The organism is Meiothermus hypogaeus, from assembly GCF_003574035.1.
GTDB classification, from domain to species: Bacteria; Deinococcota; Deinococci; order Deinococcales; family Thermaceae; genus Meiothermus; species Meiothermus hypogaeus.
The window spans coordinates 1-25,139 of sequence record NZ_QWKY01000049.1 but is presented as its reverse complement, the minus strand read 5'-3'; the positions used below and the strand labels follow the sequence as shown (position 1 = coordinate 25,139).

Genomic DNA, 25,139 nt, shown 5'->3' with positions numbered 1-25,139 from the left:
TCGCAGGCTGGCGCGAGACTATGAGCGGCTGGCTGAGACCTTGCGAGGTTGGCACTGGTTGGCTTTTTCGATTCTGATGACAGCGAAAACTGTGGAGCTTTTACGAACAGCTAGTTAGCAGGCTCTAGGCCAGGCCTGCATTCCGGTAATGCTGCTCACGCTGGGTATTCAAATTGCCAAATCCAAGCCCGAGTGGGGCCGGTTTGAGCTTCAGGCCAGCAGCCTGCGGCTTTTAGCAGCCCCAGTGCTGGCTGGGCTGGCCGGGTGGGCCCTGGGCCTGGAGCGCCTGGACATTCAGGTGCTGGTACTGCAAAGCGCCATGCCCATTGCGGTGAATGCTTTTCTGATGGCGGGGGAGTTTGGTGGGGATGGTCTCCGGGCGGCCAGGGCGGTGGTGGCCTCTTCGGTCTTATCTTTCCTCACGATTCCAGTGGTGCTCCTGTTGATTGGCATGGGTTAAGCGCTGTAAAACCAACTTTAGGTGTGTGGCCAACTTTCAGTGATACACGCGTGGGGGTGGGTGGTGGTTTTCGACGTCTACACCCTGCTACCTACCTCCTAGTCCTAGTGCGCTCTTCTCAATGGTCGAGTCCTCCCTGAGCTAAAAATCCTTTGTCCCAGACAGTAACGTTACCGCCCAGATGGGCAGTAACGTCTGTGAAGGGCACGATAATACGAACTTCGGCCAGATTCCTAACTCTCAGCAAACCTGGTATATCAAGCCCGTCCCTGTCCCCCGATCCCTATTCCCTGGGTTCAGGAACCGGGTGGAGACGCAGGCGGCGCTGGAAGCAAGGGGGTGCCGACCTCGAGCTGCAAGACCGGGCTTTTCTGCACCAGCACCATCAATCGGTAGTAGCCATCGTCCAGGCGTTCGAAGTGGGCCTCGAAAGTGCCGGGTTGTTCGACCCAGATGGAGCGCTCCTGGAAGAGCTGATCGCCCTTGTACCAGCGCAGCTCGAGGTAGCCCGGCTCGGCAATACGCCGGACGGTCAGCTTGGCGACCGCTCCACGTTCGGTGGTTTCCAGGGTTCCACTCAGGCTGGTGCGGTCCGGTAGCGTAGCCCGACCAGGGTCCAGCGGAAGGAAGGTATAGCGGCAGCCTGGCAGCAGTAGCCAGCCCAACAAAAGAATCCAGCGCAGGTAGTTCATAATCCTTCTGCCGCCGTGATCAGGCTCAAGAGGGCAATGGGGGCGGTCTCGGCCCGCAGGATACGGGGCCCTAATGTGACCGGGGTGAAGCCTTTTTTTTCAAGAAAGCCAATTTCGGCATCGCTCAAGCCCCCCTCGGGGCCGGTGAGCAGGGCCGTGGGCTTTTCGGGGTTATAGGCATCCCGCACCCGCAGCGAGACCCTGGGATGGGCCACAAAGCCCTGATCGATGGTCGGAACTTCGTTGAGGGGTAGCATGGGCGTGACTTCGGGTACGACGCTGCGCTCACACTGCTTGGCGGCCTCGAGTACAACCCGACGCAGGCGCAGTAGCTTGTTTTCGCTTAGTTCTCTCACCACGCAGTGCTGGGTCAGGATGGGCACAATCCGGCTGGCCCCCAGCTCGGTAGCCGCCCGTACCACGTCAGCTAAGTGGTCACCTTTGAGTAGAGCCACAAACAAGGTTATGGGCTGTGGCGGCTCTTTGCGGGCCGGCCAGGTTTCTACGACTTGCAGGCGTACAAAGCCTTGCTCAAGCTGTAAAACCCGGGCACGGCCCTCCAGGCCTTTCCCATCAAACACACCTAAGAAATCGCCCTCCCTGGCCCGCAGCACCTCCAGCAGGTGGTGTGCTTCCCGCCCGGATAGCTCAACCTCGGACCGGATAACCTCAACAAAAGCACGGTGTGGGCGCATGTACTAAGCCTTTTGAAGGGGAGTCAGCGTGCGGCGTAGATCAGGCAAACCCACTCGCCCTCCTGTCGTCGGGCCAGAAGCGCGAAAGCGCTGGCCTCGAGGGCCTCCCGAACCAGGGCCTCCCGCTCGAGCAGTATGCCGCTTAAGATAAGGGTTCCGCAAATGCCGAAAAGCCCCCGGTATTTTGGAGCAAAATAGGCGTGAAGCTCGGCATAGAGGTTGGCCACCACCAGGTCAAAGGGGCCTTCTACATCGTCCAGGCTGCCCAGGTCGAAGGATACCTTAACCTGGTTTAGCTTTGCATTTTCGCTGGCCTGGGGAATCACCGCCGGGTCTATGTCGACGCCCACCGCTTGGGCTCCCAGCATGGCCGCCCCTATAGCCAGGATGCCCGAGCCAGTCCCAAGGTCGAGGACGCGCATATCCGGCTCCACACGCTCGGCCAGGGCTTCCAGGGCCATGCGGGTGGTCTCGTGATGTCCGGTGCCAAAGGCCATGCCAGGCTCGAGGAGGATGCGCTTTTCCTCACCACTCCACCCGTGCCAGGGAGCCAGCACCACAAAGGGCCCGGCCACCACCGGTTTTAAGTCCCGCTTGTAGGCCTCCAGCCAGTCGGTGTCTGGGAGCTCGAGCCACTCCCCAGGAAAGGGCAGCTCCCTGCGTTCGGGAAAATAGGCCCACACTTCACCGGGTTTTTCCTCGAGGCCCCGAGCCCCCAGGTCGAACAGGGCAGCTGAATAAATGTCCACAGTTTCAAAGTCACCGCGCAAACGAAAAACGTGCATACCGTATTTTATCGCTTTACACGCCAGGCTTCCCTCTGATACCGGATTCAAAAAGACAGTTTACAAAACCAAAAACACCAGAGGCTGTCTTTTTGAATCCTAGAGCACTCCCTTCGGTCGGGTTAGTTCGTCACCCTTTGGTGACGAACTAACCGAATCTGGTATGATTTGTAGACCGATTGACGGGGGGGTAGCGATGCCTCGATCTAAATGAGCGCCTGACTGGTTATGCGCCAGGCAGCAAGCCCCGTATTACTGACCCTTGCTGAGGGTGAGCCGAATCCTGCCCGAAATTGAGCCACCGGGTTCCAGTACCTGCACACCCGTATCGCTCCACCCTTGTGCCAGCAGGTTAAAGCCATTGGTGGCATGTGTCACCGGTTCCAAAGCCACGCTCCCGTCCGGTGCAGTGAATACCACCAGATGCGAATAAATACGGTCTGCGCGGAGTTCCAGCCGCCAGCCCGAACCAGGCCATTCCAGGTGCAGCACCCCCGTCCAGCCGGCAAAAACGTGGTCCAGGGCAGCCGTGCCCAGTGCTCTGGGCTGCGAAAAGTCGAGCTGTGGAGGGATGGCCTCCGCAGGCCGGGTAGGAATGCAGGTGGCATCGGTCAGATAGACCCGCTCGGCCTCGAAGGAGAGCCGGGCTTCGCCAGAATTGTTCAGGTGACGCATAAAGTAGGGGTGATGTCCAAACCCAGCCGGCATCGGCCCGGCACCCACGTTTTGCAAAGTGGTCAGGACTTCTACGCCGTTCTCGAGCAGCTTATACTGCACCTGTACGGTAAAGGGAAAGGGAAAGTTCAGCTTCTGGAAAGCCCGGGCATCAAACTCACACTGCAGGACGTGCTCATTGAAACGCTGCGCCTTCCAGGCCCGTCCGTGAACTTCCCCGTGAATGGTTTGCCGTCCATCGATCCAGTTTGGGCGAAGCTGGTAGGTTCTCCCCGCAAACTGAAAGCGCCCATCCCGGATGCGGTTGGAATAGGGGGCCAGCAAGTAGCTCGAGGTATCGGGTGAGTGCCTTTGTACCAGGGCTGCCGGCGAAGTAGGGCGCAAAACAGGTAGCCAGAAGCCCTGTTCATAGAGCTCGAGACCCACCACACTGGCCCCAAGTTCCGGCGCAACCGTAAGACGCAAAAGGGGGTTCTGCAAGATCTGAAGGTTCATCAGCCTCAAGCGTACAAAATCGGGCCGGGTTTGGGGCCAATCGTAGAAGGCTTCGCTGGACTTCTACGATTTTTGCACTATTTTATCGTGAATCTGTTTCGCCAGCGCTTCCAGGTAGGCAAAAAAACCGGGGCCATAATGGGCCAGTTCATCGCCCCCGGTAACCACCAGTGGAAAGGGCCAGTTGCGCTCAACCATGAGGCGCTGCGCTTTCTCGATGGGGCGCGAGCGGTGGGGTTTAGGCTCATAAATAACCAGGTGGGGGGCCTGGTGGGCTACCTCGGCCAGATTGGGCGAGAAATAGCTCTGAGGGTGCGCATCAAAGATGTTTTGTAAGCCCAGATGCCGCAGGGCTTCCCCCACATAGCTGCCCCGCCCCACCGTGATGGGGCCGCCGAGGTCGAACTCCAGGTACACCCGGTAAGCGGGCAGGCTCTGGTATAGGGCCTGATAGCGCTGTGACAGATGCGCCACAAGTCGGGTGGCCTGCTCGGTTATCCCCAGCAAAGCCCCCATCAGCACAATGTTTTCCAGAATGCCGTGGGGGCTATGGGGCAGGGGCACCGGAAAGATGGGGTAACCCCGCCCATGAAGCTCCTGGAGCAGGTCGCGCTGCACCCCGGTGCTGATGAGCACCAGGTCGGGCTTCAGGCTGTTCAAGAACTCCCAGCGCAAGCGGGTGTAGCTCGAGACCACCGGCAGTGCCAGCGTAGCCGCAGGGCGGTAGCAGAAAGCACTGCGCCCCACCAACCGCTCATGCAGGCCCAGCGCGAAAAGCGTCTCGGTAACGTTGGGGGCCAGCGACACAATGCGCCGGGGGTCGTCGGGCAGCTCGAGGGGGCCCAACCAGTCGTGCACCAGCTTCACTTCACCACCTCGCGGTACCAGGCATCTACCCGCGCTCGCAGCGCCTGCAGGTCGGCGTCGTTCCAGATAACCCAGGTAGCCCGCCGCACCTTCTCTTCCTGGGGCATTTGGCTCTGATCGCGGGCGGTGAATTCGTCCTTGCTAAGGCCGCTACGGGCCATCACCCGGGCCATGCGCAGTTCGTTGGGGGCGGCCACCACCAGCACCCCGGCAAAGTCTCCTTCGCGGCCCGTTTCAAACAACAATGGTATGTCGTGAACCACCAACTGGTGCCCCTTCGCTTTGGCCTTTTCGGTCTCCTCGTGCATGCGGCGGCGCACGTAGGGGTGCAAGAGGGCCTCGAGCTGCTTACGGGCTTCGGGGTCGTTGAACACCCGTCGGGCCAGCGCCGCTCTGTCGAGTTCATCGCCCCGGCAGGCCTCCGGGAAGGCCCGGCAAATTTCTGCTTTGAGAACCGCTGCGCCCTCTCGAGCGTACTCGTCCGCATCAAGCACCAGCACACCCAGCTCGCGCAAACGTTGGGCCACCGTGCTCTTGCCGCTGCCTATGCTCCCCGTCAGGCCAACCAAGCGCATCAAGGCCTAGCATACCCTTCCTCTTCATGTAACGCTGCCCGGTGATTTCTTCACCGCAGCGGACACGAGAGGCTGGCAAACTGTGGCCATGCGTTGGCTGCTTTCAATCGCTGTAACCCTTCTGGCGGCCTGCTCCAGTAGCCCCAGGCTCGAGTACACCCCACCCGATTTTCAGACTGCGCTTAATGCGGTCAACGCGGCTCGAGACGCTGCCCGCACCTGCACCCATGGCAGCAACACCCAATCGTATGCCGCCGCCCCAGCCCTCTCCTGGAACGGTCTGCTGGGGGAGGTAGCCCGACAGCGTGCTAAATACATTCAGCAAACCGGAGAGTTTAGCCACCAAGAAGGCTCCAGTTCCACCTTTGCAGTAGTCACCCGCAGCCAGCAAAACGGCTACCGCTTCAAGGAAATCCGCGAGAACCTGGCTCAGGGCTTCAGCACCGCAACAGAAGCGGTGGATGCCTGGCTGAACAGTACCCAGGGCCACTGCAACACCCTGATGGCCGCGAACCTGCGCGATATGGGCATGGTGAAGGCGGGTGACTACTGGGTGCTGGTGGCTGCCGAGCCGCAGTAGTGGCGCTCACCGCCGTTTACGACGTTTCTTCTGGGCTTTTGGTTTCTCCTGGGCGGGCGCGTTGGTTTCCCCGCCCCAGGCGCCAAAGTAAATCTTCTGGGCCTTCACCTTGACGGGCTTGTTGAACCCCTTACGTTCGTCTGGGGGGCCTACCACCCGCCTCGAGCGAGCCCGAGCGTGGGGAGCTGGGCTTTTGGGCTCGGTGGCTACCACCTTGCGCGTGCGCTTCTCCTGCGCAGAGGCCTCGGTTTGCGTCGTAGTGGGTTTTGCGCCCTTGCCCGATTTCTTTTTGCGGCGCTTCTTGCCCGGAAGTTCTTGTGCAGCCTGGGATTGGTCCTGGTAGAAACGCTCGGTCGGCACAAAGTCAATCTGGCGGGACGAAGGGTTGGATCCCTCGATTTTTACTTCCATCTCGTCTCCAATTCGAATACGGCGTTTGGTTCGCAGACCCTCCAGGGCCAGCAGTTCTTCGTGGTAGTGGTAGTGGTCGTCCTGAAGGGCCCCCAACCGTATCATGCCCTCTACCCCATTGTCCAGGCTGACAAACACCCCAAAGCCGGTCACGCCCGAGACCGTGCCCCGGTAGATTTCGCCCCGGTGTCGCTCGGCCCACAAACACTGGTAGTACTTGGTAAGCTCACGCTCAGCGTTCTCCGCGGCCCGCTCGCGCTCGGAGGCGTGCTGGGCAATTTTGGGAAAACGTTCGGCCCAGTCTTCTTTGCGGGCTTGAGAGACCTTACGGTGCATCATCGCCCGCAAGACCCGGTGCACCACCAGGTCGGGATAGCGTCGGATGGGGCTAGTAAAGTGCAGATAGTGTTCGGCAGCCAGCCCAAAATGCCCCAGGTTTTCCGCGGCATAGCGCGCCAAACGCAAGGAGCGCAGCAGCAGGGTGGAGATCACGGCCTCCTCGGGGCGGCCTTCAGCTTTCCGCAGGATGCTTTGCAGCGCCCTGGGGCTCAGCTCCCCCCCGGGCAGGCTATAGCCCAGCCTGCCCAAAGCCGCCACCAGCTTGTTGTAGGCCTCCTGGCTGGGGTCTTCGTGGACGCGGAACAGGGTGGGAATCTGCTGCTCGGCCAGGTGCTTGGCCACCACGCGGTTGGCCAGGAGCATCAGCTCTTCGATCAGGCTACGGGCCCTGGGTTCTTTTTGCGGGATAAGGTGTAGATCGCCCTCCTCGTCTACTTCGACCTTGACCTCGGTGAAGCGAAAGTCCAGGGCCCCTTGTTCCAGGCGGCGCTCCTTCAGGATGTGGGTGAGCTTGAGCAGGAGTTCCAGGTCGGCCTTGAGTTCGGGGCTCCAGTCAGGGGGAACCGGGCTTGGGTCTGCTTCGGGCGCCTCGAGGGCCTCCGCAAAGGCTTCTACTTCGGTGTAGGTCAGGCGGGCCACGCTCCGAATGATCCCCTCGGCAAAGCGGTAGCTTTTGACCCGACCTTTGGGCGTGAGCTCCACCAGCACCGAGAGCACCAGCCGGTCTTCGTAGGGCTTAAGCGAACAGATACCGTTGGAAAGCTGCTCGGGCAGCATGGGCAGCACCCTCCCCGGCAGGTACACGCTGGTGGCGCGAGCATAGGCCTCGTGGTCGAGGGGCGAGAACTCCCGCACGTAGTGCGAAACATCGGCGATATGGACGCCCACCCGGTAGTTGCCGTGGGGCAGGCGCTCGATATGGATGGCATCGTCGAAGTCTTTGGCGTCGGCACCGTCTATGGTAAAGACCCGCAGATTGCGAAAGTCCTCGCGGCGCTCGAGTTCTTTTGCATCCAGATGAGCCACCCGCTGGGCTTCGGCCAGGGCCTCGGGTGAAAATACACTTTTGAGCTCATACTTGGCGATGATGGCCTCGGTCTCGACCTCGGGACCTTCGCCCTGGCCCAGGTAGGCCGCAACCTCCCCGTAAGGCTCTGCCCCTTTACGTCCGGTGGGGAACACCACCCGGGCCGCCAGGCGGGCCCCGCTTTCCAGTCCCTCGAGCCCTTCGGGTTTTAGTTTCAAGGCAGGCAGTCGGGGCTCGTCGGGCTTAAGCCAGGCAAACCCCTGTTTGAAGTAAAGGCGCCCTACCACCTGATGGTGGGCACGCTCCAACACCTCGGCGACCACCCCCCAGGGCTTTCCATCGCGGCCCGGTGGGCGGGGTTCCGCCCGCACCAGATCGCCGTGCCAGGCCCCGTTCAGATGGCCTTTGGGAATATAAAGGTCGGGCAGGTCGGGGTTGGTGGGGACCACAAAGCCAAAGCCTGCAGGATGACCTTGCAGCCGACCCTCGAAGCCTTTGCGGGCTTCGGCTTCGGGCAGATGGTAGAGCTTGCGGCGGGGCTCCAACACCTTGCCCTCGGCCACCAGCAAATCCAGGGCTTCTTTGGCTTCGTCTTTGTCGAGCCGTAAGCCGCGCACCACCTCGCGCAGACTGAAACGCTTTTTGGGGTGTTTTTTTAAGTAGGCGTAAATCTGCTGTTCAAGCATATGAGGTGGGGAAATCCCCGGTTCTACAATACGCCCTCGAAGGCCAACTGGGTGGCTTTCAAGGCACCATCCAAAGCCTCAATGCACTGGTCGATGTGATTCTTCTCGACAATCAGGGGTGGCTCCAGGCGCACTACCTTGGGGTTGTTGAGGCCAAAGGCGGTCAACACCCCACGGGTCGCAAGCTCAGCCACCACCACCGCGCCAATGTCGGCGTCGCTGAACTCGAGGCCCACCAGCAAGCCCCGCCCCCGCACCTCCTGGATAAACTCGGGGTAGGCTTTTTGCAGCTCGGCCAGTTGGCCCAGTAAATACGCGCCCATCTGGGCAGCCCTTGTGGGGATGTCTTCGCCGAGCGTAACCTCGATGGCGGCCAGAGCGGCAGCAGCGGCCAGCGGGTTGCCCCCAAAGGTGGTGGAGTGAATGAGGGGCTCGGTTTTGTAGATGCTTAGAATCTCCGGGCGGCAAATGGTCGCCGAGATGGGCATCACCCCCCCGCCCAGGGCCTTGGCGCTGACCAGAATATCGGGCTCAACCTCTTCCCAATTCACCGCCCAAAGCTTACCGGTGCGGCCCATGCCGGTCTGCACCTCGTCGGCTATCATCAGCACGCCTTTTTCGCGGGTAATGCGCCGCACCTCGCGCAGATACCCCTCGGGCGGCACCCGGATGCCGCCTTCGCCCTGGATGGGCTCCACAATGACCGCCGCCGTATCGGGGCCAATGGCGGCCTCGATGGCCTTTGCATCGCCAAAGGGAACCACCGTCACGCCCGGTACCAGAGGCCGGGCCGGGAGCTGGTAATGCTCCCGGGGCGTAACCGAAAGGGCGCCCAGGGTTTTGCCATGGTAGCCCCCCTGGGTGGTGATAAAGCCCGGTTTACCGGTGTAGAAGCGGGCAAACTTGAGTGCAGCTTCGACACCCTCAGTGCCAGAGTTGCCAAAGTAGACCATAGAGAGCTCGCCCGGGGTGATCTCGGCGAGGCGGGCCGCCAGCCGGGTGGCAGGCTCACAGACCAGCACCCGCACCGACATGGGCATCCGGTCGAGCTGAGCCTTAACTGCCTCCACCACTTTCGGGTGGCGGTGGCCCAGGGAAAGGGTTCCGTATAGCCCCAGAAAGTCCAGGTAGCGCTTGCCTTCGGTGTCCCAGACATACACCCCCTCGGCATGCGACTCCACTTTGTCCAGCCCGGTAAACCGTAGAAGCCCGGCCAGACCAGGGTTGATGTGCCGTTCAAACTGCTCAAAGGTGGTCATGGTCGGCCTCGAGTTTATCATGCTTGTGGCAGCCCGAACGCCTGCGATCGTCTGGCATCACTCCACCAGCCCGCTCCAGCTATTAGCAAGCGCTACTTTTGCGAGTTGTGGAACTGTGGAACAAAATACGGAAAAAATCTCAGTATCGCTGAGTCGTCATTGCTTTTTTCTGCGGAGTTGCTTCCTTTCCTCTTTGCGCCTCTTTTCTTCTTCATCCAGCAAAACCACCGAACCCCCCGGTAAGCGGCCTTCCCGCAGGATGGCCTCGTAAACAAGGCGTTCGTCGTCGGTGAGTTCGGGGTCGGTTCCCCGTTCCTCAATCACCAGGCGCATTGGAATAATGTTCCAGGGGCCGCCAATCCGGTCAGGTAGCCGCCCGTGCATCCGCAGGTAGGGCACTACGCCCAGCCGGGCATACACCACTGCGGTCAGGCGCAGCTCTCGGTCGCTGATTAACCTGGATGACTCTTTCGTCTTGCCCATACATCTCCAGGTTAGGACCTGGGAATTTTCAGCTCGACGGACGCAGGTGTGCCACCAAAGCGTCTGAAATGTTCGGCGGGATTCGCACCGCCTTACCCCGCGCATCCTGACAAAGATGCCTTGTAAAACCCTCGGCCAACAAAGTTTCACTCCGCCACACCCGGTACTGGTAGCGCAGGGTACGTGAAGAAGCTTCGGAGAGCCAGGTTTCGACTTCGACCCGATCCCCAAAGCGGGCTGGGTTGCGGTAGGTCAGGCCCAGTTCAATAACCGCAAAAGCCAGGCCCTGGACTTCAATCTGGGTGTAGGGCAAGCCGATCTGCTCGAGCCACTCCACCCTTGCGGCCTCGAGCCAGACCACATAGCTGCTGTGGTGCACCACGCCCATAGCGTCGGTTTCGGCGTAACGAACGGCAATCGGTAGGCGAACCGTCATAGGGGCCCCCTGGCCGTTAGGACGCGCTGTCGAGGCGCTCTACGGTAGCGACCAGCTCCGCCGAAACCTTCTCGATCAGTTCTGCCGGGCCCTCCACCATCACCCGCACCAGCGACTCGGTGCCCGAAGGCCGCACGTTGACCCGGCCCTGACCGGCCAGTTGGCTTTCGGCTTGCTGGATGGCCGCGTGAAGCTCGCTATTTTTCATCAGGCTGTGCTTGTCCCGCACCCGCACGTTCTTGAGAAGCTGAGGGTACATGGGCAGGGCCTCGTACCAGTCCGAGAGGTCGCGACCGGACTCGCGCATGGCCTGGAGGGTTAGAATTGCCGTGAGCATGCCGTCGCCGGTGGGGGCGTGGTCGAGGAACAGCACATGGCCGCTCTGCTCGCCGCCTAAGGTCAGGGCCGAGGCTTTGAGCTTCTCGTAGACATAGCGGTCGCCCACGGCGGTACGGTAGAAGTTGATGCCGGCCTCGCGCAGCTTGACCTCGAGGCCCATGTTGCTCATCAGGGTACCCACCACCCCCGGCTCGCGCCGCACCAGGGCGTTCAGGTACAGCACGTAGTCGCCGTGGAACTCGCGCCCCCGGCGGTCTACCAGGATGGCCCGGTCGCCGTCGCCGTCGAAGGCCACCCCCGCATCGAAGCCCATCTCCACCACCTGCTGCTGCAAAAACGCGGGGTGGGTGGAACCACAGCCCTTGTTGATGTTACGGCCATCGGGGGTATTGAACATCACGAACACCTCGGCTCCCAGCCGCTGAAATAGCCGGTGCGCCAGGCGAAAAGTAGCCCCATTGGCAGTGTCCAGGGCCACCTTGAGGCCCTCGAGGCTGCCTCCTTTGGAAGACAGAAAGTCCAGGTACATCCGCTCGGCCTCGCGAAAGTCGGAGACTGTGCCGATACCGTCGGTACTGAACTCGCGCTCCAGGAGGCCTTCAATCTCGCCCTCGATCTCGTCCGGCAGTTTGTCGCCGGCGGCGCTAAAAAACTTGATGCCGTTGTCCTGGTAGGGGTTGTGGCTGGCCGAGATCATCACGCCGGCGGTTGCCCCCAGGGCCTTGGTCAGGTAAGCCACTCCCGGCGTAGGCAGTACGCCCAGGTGCTCCACCCGCACCCCCTGGGACATCAGCCCGGCGGCCAGGGCAGCCTCGAGCATGTCGCAGGACTGCCGGGTATCCTTGCCCAGTAAAACCACCGGCTTCTTGTGGGTACTTTTGAAATAGGCCCCGGCGGCCTGGCCTAGCTTCAGGACAAACTGCGGCGTGAGCGGCGGTTCCCCTGCCACGCCCCGCACCCCATCGGTTCCAAAGTATCTACGTTCCATCTCGCACAGTTTATACCTACCCCTAAAGGTGCGCGGTTCTCTTGTGGAGGAGATTTCAACCTGTCAGGGTAGGGGTATGCAAAGGTTCCTGATTTTGTTGCTTCTGGGGGGCTCGTCGCTGGCACAAGGCCAGCCCCAAGCGGGCACCTCTCCGTTTGTGGACGTGCCGCCCTGCCACTGGGCCAGGGCTGCCGTAGAGGCCATCTCCCGCCCAGACCCCAACCAGCGCCCCCAAGCCTCGGTGCTGCTGGCCGAAAACGCCCTGAGGCAGGTTTTCGAGGGCCTCAAGTGCAACGACCCGGTCTGGAGTGAACGCTTCTTGCAAAACCCCGCACCTGGCTTTGGCCAGAGCGAGGTCGGCCTCAGAGGCTTTGAGTTAAGTGGGCTGCAAACCGTGGTTTCGGGCAACCAGGCGACCATCCGCTTCCGACTCAGCGCTCTATTGAACAGCACAACCCTTGAACGCAGCGGCACGGTTCGGCTCCTCTTTACTGAACAAGGCTGGAAAGTGGATTATGCCAGCCTGGCTACGCTGAACCTGCCGCTGTTTCCACGCTAATGCCGGATTCAAAAAGACAGTTTACATAACCAAAAAACCCCATAGGTTGTCTTTTTGAATCCTAGAGCACTCCCTTCGGTCGGGTTGATTCGTTACCTAACGGTAACGAATCAACCGAATCTGGTATAAGCTGCATTTCCAGGCCAACCGACTGAGTCAGCCAGGCCCGGAACCTGTCCAGGCCGCGCCGGTACATGCGGGTGCGTTTCTCGGCTTTTTTACCTTTGCCGCTATCGGCAGGAACCAGGCCCCAGTTGGCATTCATAGGCTGAAAGTTGTCCGGGTTGGCGCTCGATAGATAGCGCACCAGACCACCTAGCATGGTTTCTTCCGGGGGCACCAGGGGTTCCTGGCCCCCAGCCAGCCGGGCGGCGTTAAGGCCTGCCAGGAAGCCAGTTGCGGCAGACTCGAGGTAGCCCTCCACCCCGCACAGCACCCCACATACCAGCAACCCGGGATGGGCGCGGAACTGTAAGGTGGGCTCCATTAGCTTGGGGGCGCACAAGTAGGTGTTGCGGTGCATAACCCCATAGCGTACTATTTCGGCGTTTTCCAGCCCAGGAATACTCTGCACCACACTCTTTTGGTCACCCCACTTCAGCCCAGTCTGAAAGCCGACCAGGCTCCACATCTGGCCCCGCCGATCCTCGGCCCGCAACTGCACCACTGCATATGGCTCCCGGCCGGTTCTGGGGTCAGGTAAGCCCACCGGCTTTAGGGGACCAAAGCGGGGAGTATCGTAGCCGCGGCGGGCAATCTCTTCGATGGGCATGCATCCTTCGAAGAACTCGAGCCGCTCCCAGTCGTGCGGGGTGTGTTTGCGGGCCTGGGTCAGCACTTCGTAAAAGTGTCTATACTGCGCTTCATCCATGGGGCAGTTCAGGTAGTCGGCGCTCTGGCCGTAGCGCCCTGCCCGGTAAGCGATTTCCAGGTTGATGCTCTCGCCCAGCACCACCGGCGCAGCGGCGTCGTAAAAGCCCAAAAACTCACCACCCAGCAACGATTGCAGATGCGCGGACAAGCCCTCGGAGGTGAGGGGGCCGGTGGCCAACACCGCGATGCCATCGGGGGGAATCTCGGTGATTTCTTGCCGTATGACCTCAATCCGGGGGTGGGCTTCCAGCACATGGGTAATTTCTGCAGAGAACCCCTCGCGTTCTACCGCCAGCGCACCCCCGGCAGGAACCCGGTGCCGGTCGGCAGCCTGCAAAACCAGCGACCCGGCGGCCCGCAGCTCAGCCTGCAGCAGACCTTTAGCGTTGGTCTCACCTTCTCCGCCCAGGCTATTAGAACAGACCAGCTCCGCCAACTGTGCGGTGTGGTGGGCGGGGGTCATCCGGTGGGGCCGCATCTCGTACAGCCGGACCTGGGCTCCCAGACGGGCCGCTGTAAAAGCAGCCTCCGCACCTGAGAGGCCAGCCCCAATCACATGAACCTTCATCCCCGTAGTGTAATCCAGCCTTCACCGTCCGTACATGTCTATGTGGCAACATATCGTTACACCAACCTGTACTCGTTCTCTTTTCGTTGCGTGTACCGCCTGGTAGGAGGTAGCCATGCGCTTTAGGGAGGAGCTGGTACTCAACATTCAAGCCCCGCGAGAAGCGGTTTGGGCAGCCTTTCAGGACTTCTCGAGCTGGCCGACCTGGGCCAGGGCCATCAAGGAGGTTAGCCGGGTGGGCTCGGCCTGGCGTTTTAGGGCCCGCGGCCAGCCGCCGGTAGATCTGGTCTGGGTAGCCGAGGCCACCGAGCGGCAGCCCCCGGAATACCTGGAGTTCCGCAGCGTACCGGGTGTTCCACACAACTTGGAAATATCCGGCTGGGTTCGCCTGAGCGAGGCTGAAGACGGGGGAACCCACCTAGAACTCCTGTTTGAAGGCCACCCCCATTACGACACCCCTTTGCTGGACAAAGTCGCCGACCTGTATGCCTCGGTTTTTGGCGAGCCCAACAAGCTCCTCAAGGTAACCTTTGAGCAGTTCAAGGCCCACCTGGAAGAAATACACCGCCCGCGCGAGCTTACCTCTGCCGTAACCTGATCGCTGGGCAAAATAATAAGGCCATGGGTTGTCTGGTTTCATTGTAGATCCTGCCAACAGTTCCACTCACAAGCGCAGGGGTCTCAAAGCAAGTCTCAACACCGAGGCGCAGGATCGTCCTGGCCAAAAATGCGCCATCTATGGCGTAGCGGTCTCCCTTCTTGGGGGCATCCTCGAGGGCCTTGCCTGGCTTTTCGTACCTGGCGGCTTTTTACTCGAGTGCCGTAAGATAGTGGCATGGATAGAAGAATACGGGTGCTCATTGCTAAGCCAGGGCTCGATGGCCACGACCGGGGGGCCAAGGTAGTGGCCAGGGCCCTGCGCGATGCAGGCATGGAGGTGATCTACACGGGCTTGCGCCAAACCCCAGAGATGATAGTCTCGGCGGCCTTACAAGAAGACGTAGACGCCATTGGCCTATCGGTACTGTCGGGCGCCCATATGCACTACTTTGGGGAGGTTCGCCGGCTGCTCAAAGAGCAAGGCGCCGACGACATTTTGCTTTTTGGTGGCGGTATCATCCCCGACGAGGACGTCCCCTACCTGAAGGAGATGGGTGTGGCCGGAGTTTTTGGCCCCGGTACCAGCACCCAGGACATCGTGGAGTTTCTAAAGCAGGCCACCCCAGAGCGCTGGGCTTCCCAGGGGTAGCCAGAGCACCTTCAGAAAGTTGCTTAGCGGAGTAAGCATGGCAAAAGCCAGAACCCCCAAAGCCAGTCAAAAGAAACCGGTCGCCAAAGCCAAAGCCCAGCCTACCGCCTGGGTCAGGGTACCGGAAGAAAGTGAAGTACCAGAGGATGTCCGGGTGCTGTTTGGCAAGTTTAAAGAAAAAACCGGCTTCATTCCGAACGTGGCCCGCAACTTTGCCCTTACGCCGGAGCACTTTTTGCGCTGGTTTCGCTACTACGACTTTCTGATGCGCAACGAAGACCAGAGCCACCTGAGCCGCAAAGAGCGAGAAATGATTGCGGTGGTGGTCTCTTCGGCCAATGAGTGCGAATACTGCCTGGCCTCTCACTCGGCTTATCTGCGCGAAATTACCGGCGACCCGGTCCTGCCCGATGTGCTGGCGGCCAACTTCCGGCGCGCCCATCTGACCCCCAGGGAACACGCGCTTCTGGAGTTCGCCCATCAAATCACGGTGGACTCGGCGGTGATGAGCTCAGCCGATGTGCAGATGCTACGGGCCATTGGGCTAAGCGACGAGGCGATCTTCGAAGCAGCACAGGTTGCGGCCATGTTCAACTTCACCAATCGAATCGCCAACGCCATGGGCTGGGTGCCCAACGAGGTGTACTATTATCAGCACCGCAGCAAAAAAGTAGACTAGGGCCATGGAAGGAATTAAGCCATTTGCTCTGTGGGCACTGATTGCAGTGCTGGTAGGTGGGCTGGTTTATCTTGCCCAGTGGCAGGGTTGGGTTCCGGGTACGTTTCCCTACTGGGCCCTCGGCGTGGTGCTCATTTTAGCCCTGGGTTTTGCCAACTTACTGGCAAGGGGACCGCGCTAAACAAACTTGGTCGCATCAGCGCTTGGCGCCTGGGCTCACCAGCTTGCAGGTACCGCACGTTTTAAGCAGATCTTCGGGGTGCTTATCGCGCCCTTCACAGACGTTGTCGCCCGCAAAAACGAGAATGCGTCTGGGCCCAGATGCATTCTACCCAAGCGTAGGCCGGGCCCGGCCCACGAGTGCTTGTGTTTCGAGTTTCCGGGCGGCAACTGTTCTGTCTCGGATAGAGGATTCTTGATTCTCGGGAGGCTCATTCTATGTGAAGAGCGCTCTAGAGCAGTTCCTGGAGACGACTCCTTGGGCTGGAAGTCCAGGGCTTCTCGGTTCTCATGGGATGGCCCATTCCTTACCCATCCCCGAAGGCTCCATCCGAGGCAATGTATGGGGTTCACCGATGTTGAAGCGCTTCCTTTGCTTGCATCGGAACACTCTCGGTCAAGGTTTTACACGGGGAACTTATACCGGATTCAAAAAGACAGTTCACAAAGACAGTTCACAAAACCAAAAAACCCATAGGTTGTCTTTTTGAATCCTAGAGCACACCCCTCCCTTGAGTACCGGCGCTAGCCGGGGGCCGATGGCCCTTCACTGTCGGTCGGCGAAGAAAGCGTCTCCCTTCCAAGGGGCGGTATCGCCCTCCGCTACGCGGATAACTTCGGTCGGGTTGATTCGTTACCGTTCGGTAACGAATCAACCGAATCTGGTATTAGGTTGGCTACCGTCGTGATCAGGCCAACCCTTTGTCCCCGCAACCCCGACTTTCGGGGTACTTGGGGAGCCTTGTCCCCAAGGAGATTCCAACCACCTTTCTAAATGTGAATCGGCTTGTCCCAGGCCGCCAGCGCCGCTTCCTTTAGAACCTCTGCCAGCGTGGGGTGAGCGTGGGAAGCCCTGGCCAAATCCTCCGACGAAGCATGGAAAGCCATAGCTACGGCGGCCTCAGCGATGAGGTCACCAGCGCGTGGGCCGATAATGTGCACCCCCAAAATCCGGTCGGTCTCGGCATGGGCCAGGATTTTGGCGAAACCGTCAGTATCGTTCATGGCCCGGGCCCGCCCGTTGGCCGAGAAGGGGAAGGAGCCCTTTTTGTAGGAAATTTCCGCCGCCTTGAGCTCTTCTTCTGTTTTACCTACCGAGGCAATCTCGGGATGGGTATAGACCACGTTTGGAATGGAGTTATAGTCTACGTGCCCGTAACCCGTCACCATGTACTCTACCGCGGCGTAGCCTTCTTCCTCGGCTTTGTGGGCCAGCATGGGACCCGCAATCACGTCGCCAATGGCAAAGATGCTGGGTACGGCGGTCTGGTAATGAGCATTGACCGGGATGCGGCCCCGCTCGTCGGTGGAAAGCCCTACGTTCTCCAAACCCAGTCCATCGGTATTGGGCACCCGACCGGTCGCTAGCAAGACCCGGTCGGCCACCAGGGGTTCGCCGCCTTCGTACTCCACAACACCCTTGCCATCTCTGGCAAAGGCCGCCGTCACCCGCACGCCGGTGCGGATTTCCAGGCCCTGTTTTTTGAAAATTTTCTCGGCGGCTTTGGCAATCTCGCCGTCCATCCCCCCCAAAATGGTGGGGAGGTATTCCAGCACGGTCACCCTAGAGCCCAGGCGGTTCCAGACTGAGCCCAGCTCGAGGCCAATCACGCCACCCCCTATAACCACCAGGTTCTCCGGTACCTTGGGGTAGGCAATGGCCTGGTCGGAGGTACCCACAATGTCATAGTCAAGCTCAACCCCCTTCAACGGGGCTACCTTGGAGCCGGTGGCTATCAGGATGCGCTCTGTCTCGAGTTCCTGCACGCCCTCCGGTCCCTCGACCACGACCTTGTTGGGTGCAACAATTTTACCGTGCCCCAGGTAACGCGTTACTTTATTTTTCTTGAACAAATAAGCAATGCCTTCTGTATTGGCCCTGACCACTTTGTCTTTGTGGGCCATAAGGGCGGGCAGGTCTAGCTCGGCCTGGCCGATTTTTACCCCGATAAACTGGTTGAGCTCCGCAGCGTGGATTTTCTCGCTGGCATCCAGCAAAGCCTTGGAGGGAATGCAGCCTACCCGCAGGCAGGTTCCACCCAGTGCTTGTTCTTTCTCAACGCAGGCCACATCCAGACCGAGCTGAGCTGCTTTGATGGCCGCGACATAGCCACCTGGCCCCGCTCCGATTACCACCAGTTGATGTTTTGGCATAAGACCTCAATGAGTTGCAGACAGCGGTTAGCCCAAAGCCAAGGCCCCTGATCTGCGCATCTAAACTTCCAGGGTCAGACGTACCGGGTTCTCGATCAATTCCTTGACCCGCTTGAGGAACGTCACCGCCTCGCGCCCGTCCACAATGCGGTGGTCGTAGGAGAGCGCCAGGTTCATCATGGGGCGGATCACCACCGCTCCATTTTTAGCTACGGGGCGCTCGTTGATGGCGTGCATCCCCAGAATGCCTACCTGGGGGGGATTCAGGATGGGGGTGGAGTTGAGCGAACCGTAGATGCCACCGTTGGTAATGGTGAAGGTGCCCCCCATCAGCTCCTCAGGTTTGATTTTCTTTTCCTTTACTCGAGCCCCAAAGTCGGCGATCACCGCCTCGATCTGGGCCATGGAAAGCCGGTCGGCATCGCGAATAACCGGCACCACCAGCCCCTCTCCCCCACCCACCGCAATTCCGATGTCGTAGTAGCGGTGATAGACAATGTCGGTTCCACGAATTTCAGCATTGAGCTGTGGGATTTCCTGCAAGGCCTGCACTACGGCTTTTACAAAGAAACTCATAAAGCCCAGCTTGAGGCCGTGCTTCTTTTGGAAGGCCTCGCCGTACTCCTTACGCAAATCCATCACCATGCCCATATCGGCCTCGTTGAAGGTAGTGAGCATGGCGGTATTCTGCTTGGCAGAGAGCAGGCGTTCAGCAATGCGGCGACGCAAGGGGGTCATGGGCACCACGTCGTCGCGGCGCTCACCCTTGCCCAGCACCGGCGAGGGGGGGCTATAGGGCTGAGGCACAGGAGAGGGCGTTGCCGGAGCGGCCACAGTTGCCCGCTGCACATCCTCTTTGAGCACCCGCCCCCCGGGGCCGGTTCCGGGCAGGGTTGCCGCCTGGATGCCCGTTTGGGCCGCCAGGCGTTCGGCGGAAGGCATGACTTTTGCTTCGGCCACCGCAGCAGCGCCCTGGCTGGGCACCGAAGCAGGGGTCGGTTGGACGGGCGGGCTGGTCACTGCAGCAGCCCCTTCCTCCAGTAAAGCCACCACATCCCCTACTTTGGCCTGTCCGCTGGGGATGAGAATTTTTGTTAATCGGCCCTGGGCCGGCGAGGGTAGTTCCAGTGTGGCCTTATCGGTCACCAGTTCAACCAGGGGCTCGTCTACCGCCACCGCATCGCCCTCTTTCTTAAGCCACTGTCCAATTTCTACTTCGGTGATGGATTCTCCTACTGCAGGAATTTTTAGTTCCAAGGCCATGTTGCCTCCCATTCAGGGGTGCCGCAGCACCTCAACCTGTACAACTTTACTTCAAATGAGGACTCAGGGCTCAGGGTGGGTGAATTCTGTTTTGTGCATTATGAACCCGAAACCCTTTTTCGATCTCGCTGTGGCGCTCTTGCTATCTTACTTACCATAGCCCGCTGCCCTGAGCCCAAAGCCCGTCCTACAAGCCAAGAGCAGCCGATACGATCGCCTTTTGCTCCTTATCGTGCACTTTCTTGGAGCCCACCGCCGGGCTGCTGGACTCTGGGCGGGCCACCACACTCAAGGGACGACCAAACATCCGGTCGCTAAAGCGAGCCCGAATGAACCACCAGGCCCCCATGTTGGCGGGTTCCTCTTGAGTCCAGACGACCTCGGTATTGGCCGGGTACGGCGCCAGAGCAGCCTCGAGCTCCTTCATGGGGAAAGGGTACAGTTGTTCCAGTCGGATGATGGCCACGTCTTCCTTGTCTGCGGCCCGTCGAGCGGCCTCGAGGTCGTAGTACACCTTGCCTGAGCAGAGCACCACCCGCTTGACTTTGGGGCTGGTATTCCCGCAAAGCACCCGCCGGAAGCGGCCTTGCGAGAGTTCCTCGAGCCTGGAGACAGCGTCCGGGTTGCGCAGCAGGCTCTTGGGGGTCATGACGATCAGAGGCTTGCGCCAGGGGCGCACCACCTGCCGACGCAGCAGATGAAAATACTGCGCGGGGGTGGTGGGGTAGGCCACTTGCATGTTGTCGTTGGAGCAAAGCTGAAGGAAACGCTCGAGGCGCGCGCTGCTGTGTTCAGGGCCGCCCCCCTCCATGCCGTGTGGCAGCAGCATCACAAGGCCCGACAGGCGGCTCCACTTGGCTTCTGCCGAGGCAATGAACTGGTCAATAATGACCTGCGCAGTATTTACGAAGTCGCCGTACTGAGCTTCCCAGCCTACCAGCGCATCGGGCATGTCCAGGCTGTAACCGTACTCAAAGCCCAGAACCCCCGCCTCCGACAGGGCGGAATTGTAAAGCTCGACCACCGCCTGCCCTTCCGCCAGATGATTGGCAGGAATGTATCTTTCGCCCGTAACGTAATCGGTGAAACCCCCATGACGCTGGGTGAAGGTTCCGCGAACTACGTCCTGACCCGAAATCCGCACCCGGTGCCCCTCCACAGCCAGGGACGCAATAGCCAGCATTTCGGCCGACGCCCAGTCCAGGGGCCGCTTGTTCTGACCCATCTCGCGGCGACTTTCAACAAGTTTGGTTAGTTTGGGGTGCAGATGGAAACCTTCCGGAAGGCGCGTAAGGCCCTCCATCAGGGCCGACAGCTTCTCCACAGGAACCCCGGTCTCTGGATCAGGTACCCCTTCTTCGGGACCGCCCAGATAACCCTTCCAAAACCCGCCGCCAGCCGGGGGACGGGTGGGTGTGGGTTCACGTCTCGCGCCCGAAAAAGCCGCCTCCATGGCGTCCTGATACTGCTTCGCCAGGGCATCGCAGATCTCCTGGCTGCAGACGCCCTCACCCTGGAGTTTGGTCTGATAGCTCAAATAAAGGGGCTTCTTGGCTGCAATACGGCGGTACATGTCCGGCTGCGTAAAACTGGGTTCATCGGTCTCGTTGTGCCCACGTTTGCGAAAACCGATCAGGTCTATGAACACATCGCGTTTGAACGCCTTGCGAAACTCCATGGCAAGCTCTACAACCCCTACCAGCGCCTCAGGGTCTTCGGCATTCACGTGAAAGATGGGGGACTCGAGCATCTTGGCGATTTCGGTGGAGTAACGCCCGGCAGTGTACTCGTGAGGCTCGGTGGTGAAGCCCACCTGGTTGTTCAGGATGATGTGCACCGCACCCCCCACAGTGTAGGCCGGGATCCCCGAGATGTTGAGGGTTTCTTGTACGATGCCCTCGCCAATGAAGGCGGCATCTCCGTGAACCAGCAGCAACATGCCCATCTCGCGCTTGCGATCTCCAAATCGGTCTTGTTTAGCCCGGGTACGCCCCATGGCCACCGGTGCAACGAACTCGAGGTGCGAGGGGTTGAAGTTAAGGGACAGGTGCACGTTGCCGTATGGGGTTGGCAGGTCGTTGGAGTAGCCAAGGTGGTACTTAACGTCACCGTGGTAGCCTTCGGGAAAGTGCTCTTCAAACTCTAGAAAAATGTCCCGCATGGGCTTTTTGACCACGTTGGCCAGCACGTTCAGCCGACCGCGGTGTGCCATCCCCATTACCACTTCCACCACCCCATGTTTGGCCGCATTTTCTATGGTCAGGTCCAGCAGCGGAATGAGCGATTCAGTACCTTCCAGGCTAAAGGTCTTTGCCCCCAGATATTTCTTTTGCAAGAACTCCTCGAAGAGCGTGGCTTGCATGAGCCGCTCGTAAATTTTTCGTTTCTGCTCCACGGTGGGCCGGGTAAACCCTGCGGCCAGACGTGCTTCAATCCAGTTGCGCACCGCCGGATCGTCCAGGTGGCCGTACTCGATGCCCACCGTACCACCGAACCGGGCCTTGTACTGCTCCAGTACAGCCCGCAAGGTCGGCGCACCCAACTCCAGCGGAACCGGGCGATCCAGATCGGCCTCGCTCAAGCCAAAAAAACTGGGGTCTAGTTCGGGAGGGGTACGTCGTTCGCGCTCTAAGGGGTCTATCCGCGCTACCAGATGGCCACGTTCCCGGTAGGTACGCAAAAAACGAACCGCCCGCAAGAAAAAAGAGGCCAGTTCAGATACTGAGGCCCCGTCCAAAGGTTCTCGCTGGGCCGCCGCGCCATTTCCGCCGACAGGCTCGGCCTGAACGGCATGAAAATAGCTTGACCATTCAGGGGGAATGGATGCCGGATTCTGCTCGTACTCCTGGTAGAGGGCCTCCAAATAGGCCAGGTTCGAACTGTCCACTGTGTATTCCATACTCACGGTTCTCCAGTCTACTAGGTTCGTTACAGATAGAACGTGTCAAGAGATAGCAGTGGGCTCCTAAGGGCCATTTCTTTCACACCATACACGCCTATAACAGAATACAATCAGAAGTTTATTGCCAGAACAAACTGCATATAGATACCTGTAAAGTTACAATGAACTACCCACGACCAACCGCTATCGCGGTGTGGTCGGGGTTTCGCGGTTCAGCGGGGCCAGACCGTCAACAACCTCAAGACCGTCACCAGTCGGGCGCTACGCAAAAAACATGCCCAGCACCTCAGCAAGTTTTACCGCAAAGCGGTTCTCTGGTCGGGTTCCTACGCCATCATGACCGCCGGGGGTGCGCCCCTAGAGGTACTCATGCAGTACATCCAGGGCCCGCGCAAGCCCACAGAATAGCCGACAACACCGGGCGGCGTGGGGCTATCCTTCCCCGACCAAGATGGTGCGCTTCGGTCGGGAACTGCCGCCCCACTCCCCGAACTGCTCAAGACAGCAATTCAAGGATGAAAGCCCCTAGACGAGGGCATCAATCTGCGCCGCCGCCTCGAGGTCTAGCGACGTAACCCCCCCTGCCGAGTGCGTCACGTAGGCCACTTTAACCTTGCCCCACATAATTTCCAGGCTGTCGGGGTGATGGTCGACTTTTTCGGCATGCAGGGCTACCTTGACCGCAAAGGCCACTCCCTCCGCATAAGTATCGAAAGTGAAGGTTTTCTCGATTCTACCCTCCACCAGCGCCCACTGTGGAAGACCTTGCAAACCATTCCGAATTTCTCCTTCATTTAGCCTGGTTACCATAGAAACCCTCCTTTACCAGCCAGTACCACAAAGCCCGGATGCCCCTAAAGCATCCTTATCATTTTGCGTTTGCAAGACCACAAAAAAGTGTGCTATACTCCGCGTTGGCGCTTTTTTTGGGTGGTTTCCCCGAGCCGCTCAAACAAAAGCAAATCAAAATCTGCAACGGCGTTGGTAGGCGCTGGTGCAAAATGGAGAAAGCAGTGTTCAAGACGTTTGTTCCTGAACCCAAAGAACCCGGTTGGGTGCTGATTGACGCCGAAGGCCAGTCCATCGGGCGGGTGGCCTCCAAGATTGCAGCGGTGTTGCGCGGCAAACACAAGCCCGACTTCACCCCCAACATGGCCACAGGCGATTGTGTGGTGGTCATTAATGCCGATAAGGTGCTCCTGAAGGGCTCCAAACCCCGCACCAAGGTCTATACCCGCTACTCTGGCTACCCCGGTGGTCTCAAGCGCACCGTAGGCGCGGTGATGCTGGCCGAAAAGCCGGTCAAGGCCGTGGAGCATGCGGTCAAGGGTATGCTTCCGAAAGGCGCCCTCGGCAACATCATGTTCCGCCGTCTCAAAGTCTATGCTGGGGCAAACCATCCGCATGCGGCCCAAAAACCCGTCAAGATGGAGGTCGAATAATGGAACAGTATTATGGCACGGGCCGGCGTAAAACCAGCGTGGCACGGGTGTTTTTGCGTCCGGGTACCGGCAAGATCGAAGTCAACGGCAAGACCTTTGGCGATTACTTTGGCGGCCTGGTAAAGGCAGTCTCGGCCCTGGAGCCTTTGCGCCGCGTGGATGTCAGCAACCGCTTTGATGCTTATATCACCGTGAAAGGCGGTGGCAAGGCCGGACAGGTAGATGCTATCCAGCTTGGCATTGCTCGCGCGCTGGTCAACTACAACGGCGACTTGCGGGCCAAGCTCAAGCCTGCCGGGCTGCTCTCGCGCGACCCCCGCGAAGTCGAGCGCAAGAAGTACGGCAAGCACAAAGCCCGCCGTGCACCGCAGTACAGCAAGCGCTAGGTATCTTCCCCCTCGAGCCCTCACCCAAAAAGGTGGGGGCTTTTTTATCTGAGATCGAGGGCGTAATCTGGGGTATGGACAAAGCTGAGTTAAAGCGAATCGTGGATGCCAACGACTGGCTCTGGGAAAAGTGGTGGCCTGCCTTGCAGGAGTTATCCCTCGAGCAGGCCCGTCAAGAGGTTGGGGGTTCCTTCAGCAGTGTGTTGGAAACCACGGCCCATATGGTTGGGGCCGAAACAGTCTGGCTCGAGCGGCTCCTGGGCAACCCAGCGGCCAGCTTTCCGGTAAGCCCAACAGACATTGCAGGCTTGTACAAATCCTGGCAACTGATGGCATCCAGGAGACAGAACTGGCTCACCACCGCTGACCCCGCGGCCAGGATCACCTATAACTTTACCGGCGGAACCGCCACCAACACCGTCAGCGAGATTGTACTGCACTTTACCAGCCACACCCACTTCCACCGAGGCCAGTTGGCCAGCCAGTTTAGATTGCAGGGCCTGAAGCCCCCCTCCGTGCATTTCATCGGGTTCTTCCGGCTTTGAGATTTTCCTCTACCAATACTGCTAAATGAGCCGTTTCTGAACTGACTATTCTTGCTGCCTCCACAAGGTTGCCAAGCGCGTAGTTAGCTCATGATGGCCAGAAAAAACACCGTGTTGGGGGCGGTATCGTTTCCTTGACAAGGGTGGTTCTGGGTCGTGTTAGCCACTGCTTGGGCTATGTGTGGAGCAAACCTGAAAATGACATGGGCCAAACCTAAGGAAAGCCTGAATGAAGCCTAAATGTAAATCGGTAGGCTGAGCCGTAAGCTACGGGCTAGTTTGGTCGAATCGCGATAGCTTCCTTCGATTTCATACACGCTTCTAACCTTGTGGAGCATCGTGCATCCCCTATGATCGAGTATGACTGAACCTCTTAAAGTCGTCTCTGGAGCCTAGATGAAGAAGCTTTTGTGGATCATGGCCTTAGTCGTCCTGGGAGCTTGCAATGAAGCGGTTACACTCCCGGCTCCCCCCACACCCAATCCAGGCCCCACACCAACCCCCAATC

Annotated in this window: 25 protein-coding genes and 2 pseudogenes; 11 read left to right on the top strand and 16 right to left on the bottom strand. The window is 59.6% G+C overall.

The features are described from left to right. Positions 1–124: 124 nt before the first annotated feature. Positions 125–460, top strand: a pseudogene (locus Mhypo_RS12160) (AEC family transporter); the annotation flags it as partial. A gap of 296 nt (positions 461–756) precedes the next feature. Here the strand turns inward: Mhypo_RS12160 and Mhypo_RS12155 are convergent. The 6 genes from Mhypo_RS12155 to coaE form a co-directional block, all read right to left on the bottom strand. Continuing rightward, positions 757–1,152 carry a hypothetical protein gene (locus tag Mhypo_RS12155; protein ID WP_119341558.1) on the bottom strand — a complete coding sequence of 132 codons (396 nt, stop codon included), beginning with the start codon at positions 1,150–1,152 and terminating at the stop codon, positions 757–759. Continuing rightward, entirely contained in the window at positions 1,149–1,847 is a 699-nt protein-coding gene (locus Mhypo_RS12150) for a 16S rRNA (uracil(1498)-N(3))-methyltransferase (protein WP_119341557.1), read from the bottom strand. Before Mhypo_RS12150 ends, Mhypo_RS12155 begins: the two co-directional genes overlap by 4 nt. A gap of 23 nt (positions 1,848–1,870) precedes the next feature. Further along, positions 1,871–2,632: a 50S ribosomal protein L11 methyltransferase gene (locus Mhypo_RS12145; RefSeq protein WP_119341556.1), complete on the bottom strand. Its 762-nt coding sequence runs from the start codon at positions 2,630–2,632 to the stop codon at positions 1,871–1,873. Positions 2,633–2,884: 252 nt separating this feature from the next. Beyond that, positions 2,885–3,802, bottom strand: coding sequence for an aldose 1-epimerase (locus tag Mhypo_RS12140; protein ID WP_119341555.1), 918 nt, complete (start codon positions 3,800–3,802; stop codon positions 2,885–2,887). 63 nt (positions 3,803–3,865) lie between these two features. After that, positions 3,866–4,669, bottom strand: coding sequence for a helical backbone metal receptor (locus Mhypo_RS12135; RefSeq protein WP_119341554.1), 804 nt, complete (start codon positions 4,667–4,669; stop codon positions 3,866–3,868). After that, entirely contained in the window at positions 4,666–5,244 is a 579-nt protein-coding gene (gene coaE / locus Mhypo_RS12130; RefSeq protein ID WP_119341553.1) for a dephospho-CoA kinase, read from the bottom strand. Before coaE ends, Mhypo_RS12135 begins: the two co-directional genes overlap by 4 nt. Before the next feature lie 88 nt (positions 5,245–5,332). On the opposite strand from coaE, the gene Mhypo_RS12125 reads away from it, so the two are divergent. Continuing rightward, entirely contained in the window at positions 5,333–5,824 is a 492-nt protein-coding gene (locus Mhypo_RS12125; RefSeq protein ID WP_119341552.1) for a CAP domain-containing protein, read from the top strand. Between the two features lie 6 nt (positions 5,825–5,830). On the opposite strand, the gene rnr is transcribed toward Mhypo_RS12125, so the two are convergent. The 5 genes from rnr to glmM form a co-directional block, all read right to left on the bottom strand. Further along, complete coding sequence (gene rnr / locus Mhypo_RS12120) at positions 5,831–8,287, bottom strand: ribonuclease R (RefSeq protein ID WP_119341551.1); 2,457 nt, start codon at positions 8,285–8,287, stop codon at positions 5,831–5,833. 23 nt (positions 8,288–8,310) lie between these two features. After that, positions 8,311–9,546 carry an aspartate aminotransferase family protein gene (locus Mhypo_RS12115; protein WP_119341550.1) on the bottom strand — a complete coding sequence of 412 codons (1,236 nt, stop codon included), beginning with the start codon at positions 9,544–9,546 and terminating at the stop codon, positions 8,311–8,313. 156 nt (positions 9,547–9,702) lie between these two features. Next, positions 9,703–10,029 carry a hypothetical protein gene (locus Mhypo_RS12110; protein WP_119341549.1) on the bottom strand — a complete coding sequence of 109 codons (327 nt, stop codon included), beginning with the start codon at positions 10,027–10,029 and terminating at the stop codon, positions 9,703–9,705. A gap of 28 nt (positions 10,030–10,057) precedes the next feature. After that, on the bottom strand, positions 10,058–10,465 hold the full coding sequence (locus Mhypo_RS12105) for an acyl-CoA thioesterase (protein ID WP_119341548.1): 408 nt from the start codon (positions 10,463–10,465) through the stop codon (positions 10,058–10,060). Positions 10,466–10,481: 16 nt separating this feature from the next. Next, on the bottom strand, positions 10,482–11,792 hold the full coding sequence (gene glmM / locus Mhypo_RS12100; protein WP_119341547.1) for a phosphoglucosamine mutase: 1,311 nt from the start codon (positions 11,790–11,792) through the stop codon (positions 10,482–10,484). Between the two features lie 76 nt (positions 11,793–11,868). On the opposite strand from glmM, the gene Mhypo_RS12095 reads away from it, so the two are divergent. Further along, positions 11,869–12,351 carry a hypothetical protein gene (locus Mhypo_RS12095; RefSeq protein WP_119341546.1) on the top strand — a complete coding sequence of 161 codons (483 nt, stop codon included), beginning with the start codon at positions 11,869–11,871 and terminating at the stop codon, positions 12,349–12,351. A gap of 61 nt (positions 12,352–12,412) precedes the next feature. Here the strand turns inward: Mhypo_RS12095 and trmFO are convergent, their stop codons facing one another. Then, positions 12,413–13,792 carry a methylenetetrahydrofolate--tRNA-(uracil(54)-C(5))-methyltransferase (FADH(2)-oxidizing) TrmFO gene (trmFO, locus tag Mhypo_RS12090; protein WP_119341545.1) on the bottom strand — a complete coding sequence of 460 codons (1,380 nt, stop codon included), beginning with the start codon at positions 13,790–13,792 and terminating at the stop codon, positions 12,413–12,415. 115 nt (positions 13,793–13,907) lie between these two features. On the opposite strand from trmFO, the gene Mhypo_RS12085 reads away from it, so the two are divergent. The 4 genes from Mhypo_RS12085 (at position 13,908) to Mhypo_RS17950 (ending at position 15,901) form a co-directional block, all read left to right on the top strand. Further along, a complete protein-coding gene (locus tag Mhypo_RS12085) occupies positions 13,908–14,390 on the top strand; it encodes an SRPBCC family protein (RefSeq protein ID WP_119341544.1) in 483 nt (160 codons plus the stop codon). 237 nt (positions 14,391–14,627) lie between these two features. Next, a complete protein-coding gene (locus Mhypo_RS12080) occupies positions 14,628–15,041 on the top strand; it encodes a cobalamin B12-binding domain-containing protein (RefSeq protein WP_119341543.1) in 414 nt (137 codons plus the stop codon). A gap of 37 nt (positions 15,042–15,078) precedes the next feature. Beyond that, positions 15,079–15,720 carry a peroxidase-related enzyme gene (locus Mhypo_RS12075; protein ID WP_119341542.1) on the top strand — a complete coding sequence of 214 codons (642 nt, stop codon included), beginning with the start codon at positions 15,079–15,081 and terminating at the stop codon, positions 15,718–15,720. 4 nt (positions 15,721–15,724) lie between these two features. Beyond that, positions 15,725–15,901, top strand: a complete 177-nt coding sequence (locus Mhypo_RS17950) for a DUF4175 domain-containing protein (RefSeq protein WP_147075492.1) — start codon at positions 15,725–15,727, stop codon at positions 15,899–15,901. Between the two features lie 809 nt (positions 15,902–16,710). Here Mhypo_RS17950 and lpdA read toward each other — a convergent pair. The 3 genes from lpdA to Mhypo_RS12060 all read right to left on the bottom strand — a co-directional run bounded on the left by lpdA (position 16,711) and on the right by Mhypo_RS12060 (position 22,255). Continuing rightward, on the bottom strand, positions 16,711–18,093 hold the full coding sequence (lpdA, locus tag Mhypo_RS12070) for a dihydrolipoyl dehydrogenase (RefSeq protein ID WP_119341541.1): 1,383 nt from the start codon (positions 18,091–18,093) through the stop codon (positions 16,711–16,713). A gap of 60 nt (positions 18,094–18,153) precedes the next feature. After that, positions 18,154–19,356, bottom strand: a complete 1,203-nt coding sequence (odhB, locus tag Mhypo_RS12065) for a 2-oxoglutarate dehydrogenase complex dihydrolipoyllysine-residue succinyltransferase (RefSeq protein WP_119341560.1) — start codon at positions 19,354–19,356, stop codon at positions 18,154–18,156. A 187-nt stretch (positions 19,357–19,543) separates the two neighbouring features. Further along, positions 19,544–22,255, bottom strand: a complete 2,712-nt coding sequence (locus Mhypo_RS12060; RefSeq protein WP_119341540.1) for a 2-oxoglutarate dehydrogenase E1 component — start codon at positions 22,253–22,255, stop codon at positions 19,544–19,546. 237 nt (positions 22,256–22,492) lie between these two features. Between Mhypo_RS12060 and Mhypo_RS12055 the strand changes: the two are divergent. Continuing rightward, positions 22,493–22,666: pseudogene (locus Mhypo_RS12055) on the top strand (transposase); the annotation flags it as partial. A 117-nt stretch (positions 22,667–22,783) separates the two neighbouring features. On the opposite strand, the gene Mhypo_RS12050 reads toward Mhypo_RS12055, so the two are convergent. Beyond that, on the bottom strand, positions 22,784–23,068 hold the full coding sequence (locus tag Mhypo_RS12050) for a 4a-hydroxytetrahydrobiopterin dehydratase (protein WP_119341539.1): 285 nt from the start codon (positions 23,066–23,068) through the stop codon (positions 22,784–22,786). A gap of 191 nt (positions 23,069–23,259) precedes the next feature. On the opposite strand from Mhypo_RS12050, the gene rplM reads away from it, so the two are divergent. From rplM to Mhypo_RS12035, 3 genes are all read left to right on the top strand, one after another. Continuing rightward, positions 23,260–23,700: a 50S ribosomal protein L13 gene (rplM, locus tag Mhypo_RS12045; RefSeq protein ID WP_119341559.1), complete on the top strand. Its 441-nt coding sequence runs from the start codon at positions 23,260–23,262 to the stop codon at positions 23,698–23,700. Then, entirely contained in the window at positions 23,700–24,086 is a 387-nt protein-coding gene (gene rpsI / locus Mhypo_RS12040) for a 30S ribosomal protein S9 (RefSeq protein ID WP_119341538.1), read from the top strand. Before rplM ends, rpsI begins: the two co-directional genes overlap by 1 nt. A 74-nt stretch (positions 24,087–24,160) precedes the next feature. Beyond that, a complete protein-coding gene (locus tag Mhypo_RS12035) occupies positions 24,161–24,631 on the top strand; it encodes a DinB family protein (RefSeq protein ID WP_119341537.1) in 471 nt (156 codons plus the stop codon). The last annotated feature ends 508 nt before the right edge of the window (positions 24,632–25,139 follow it).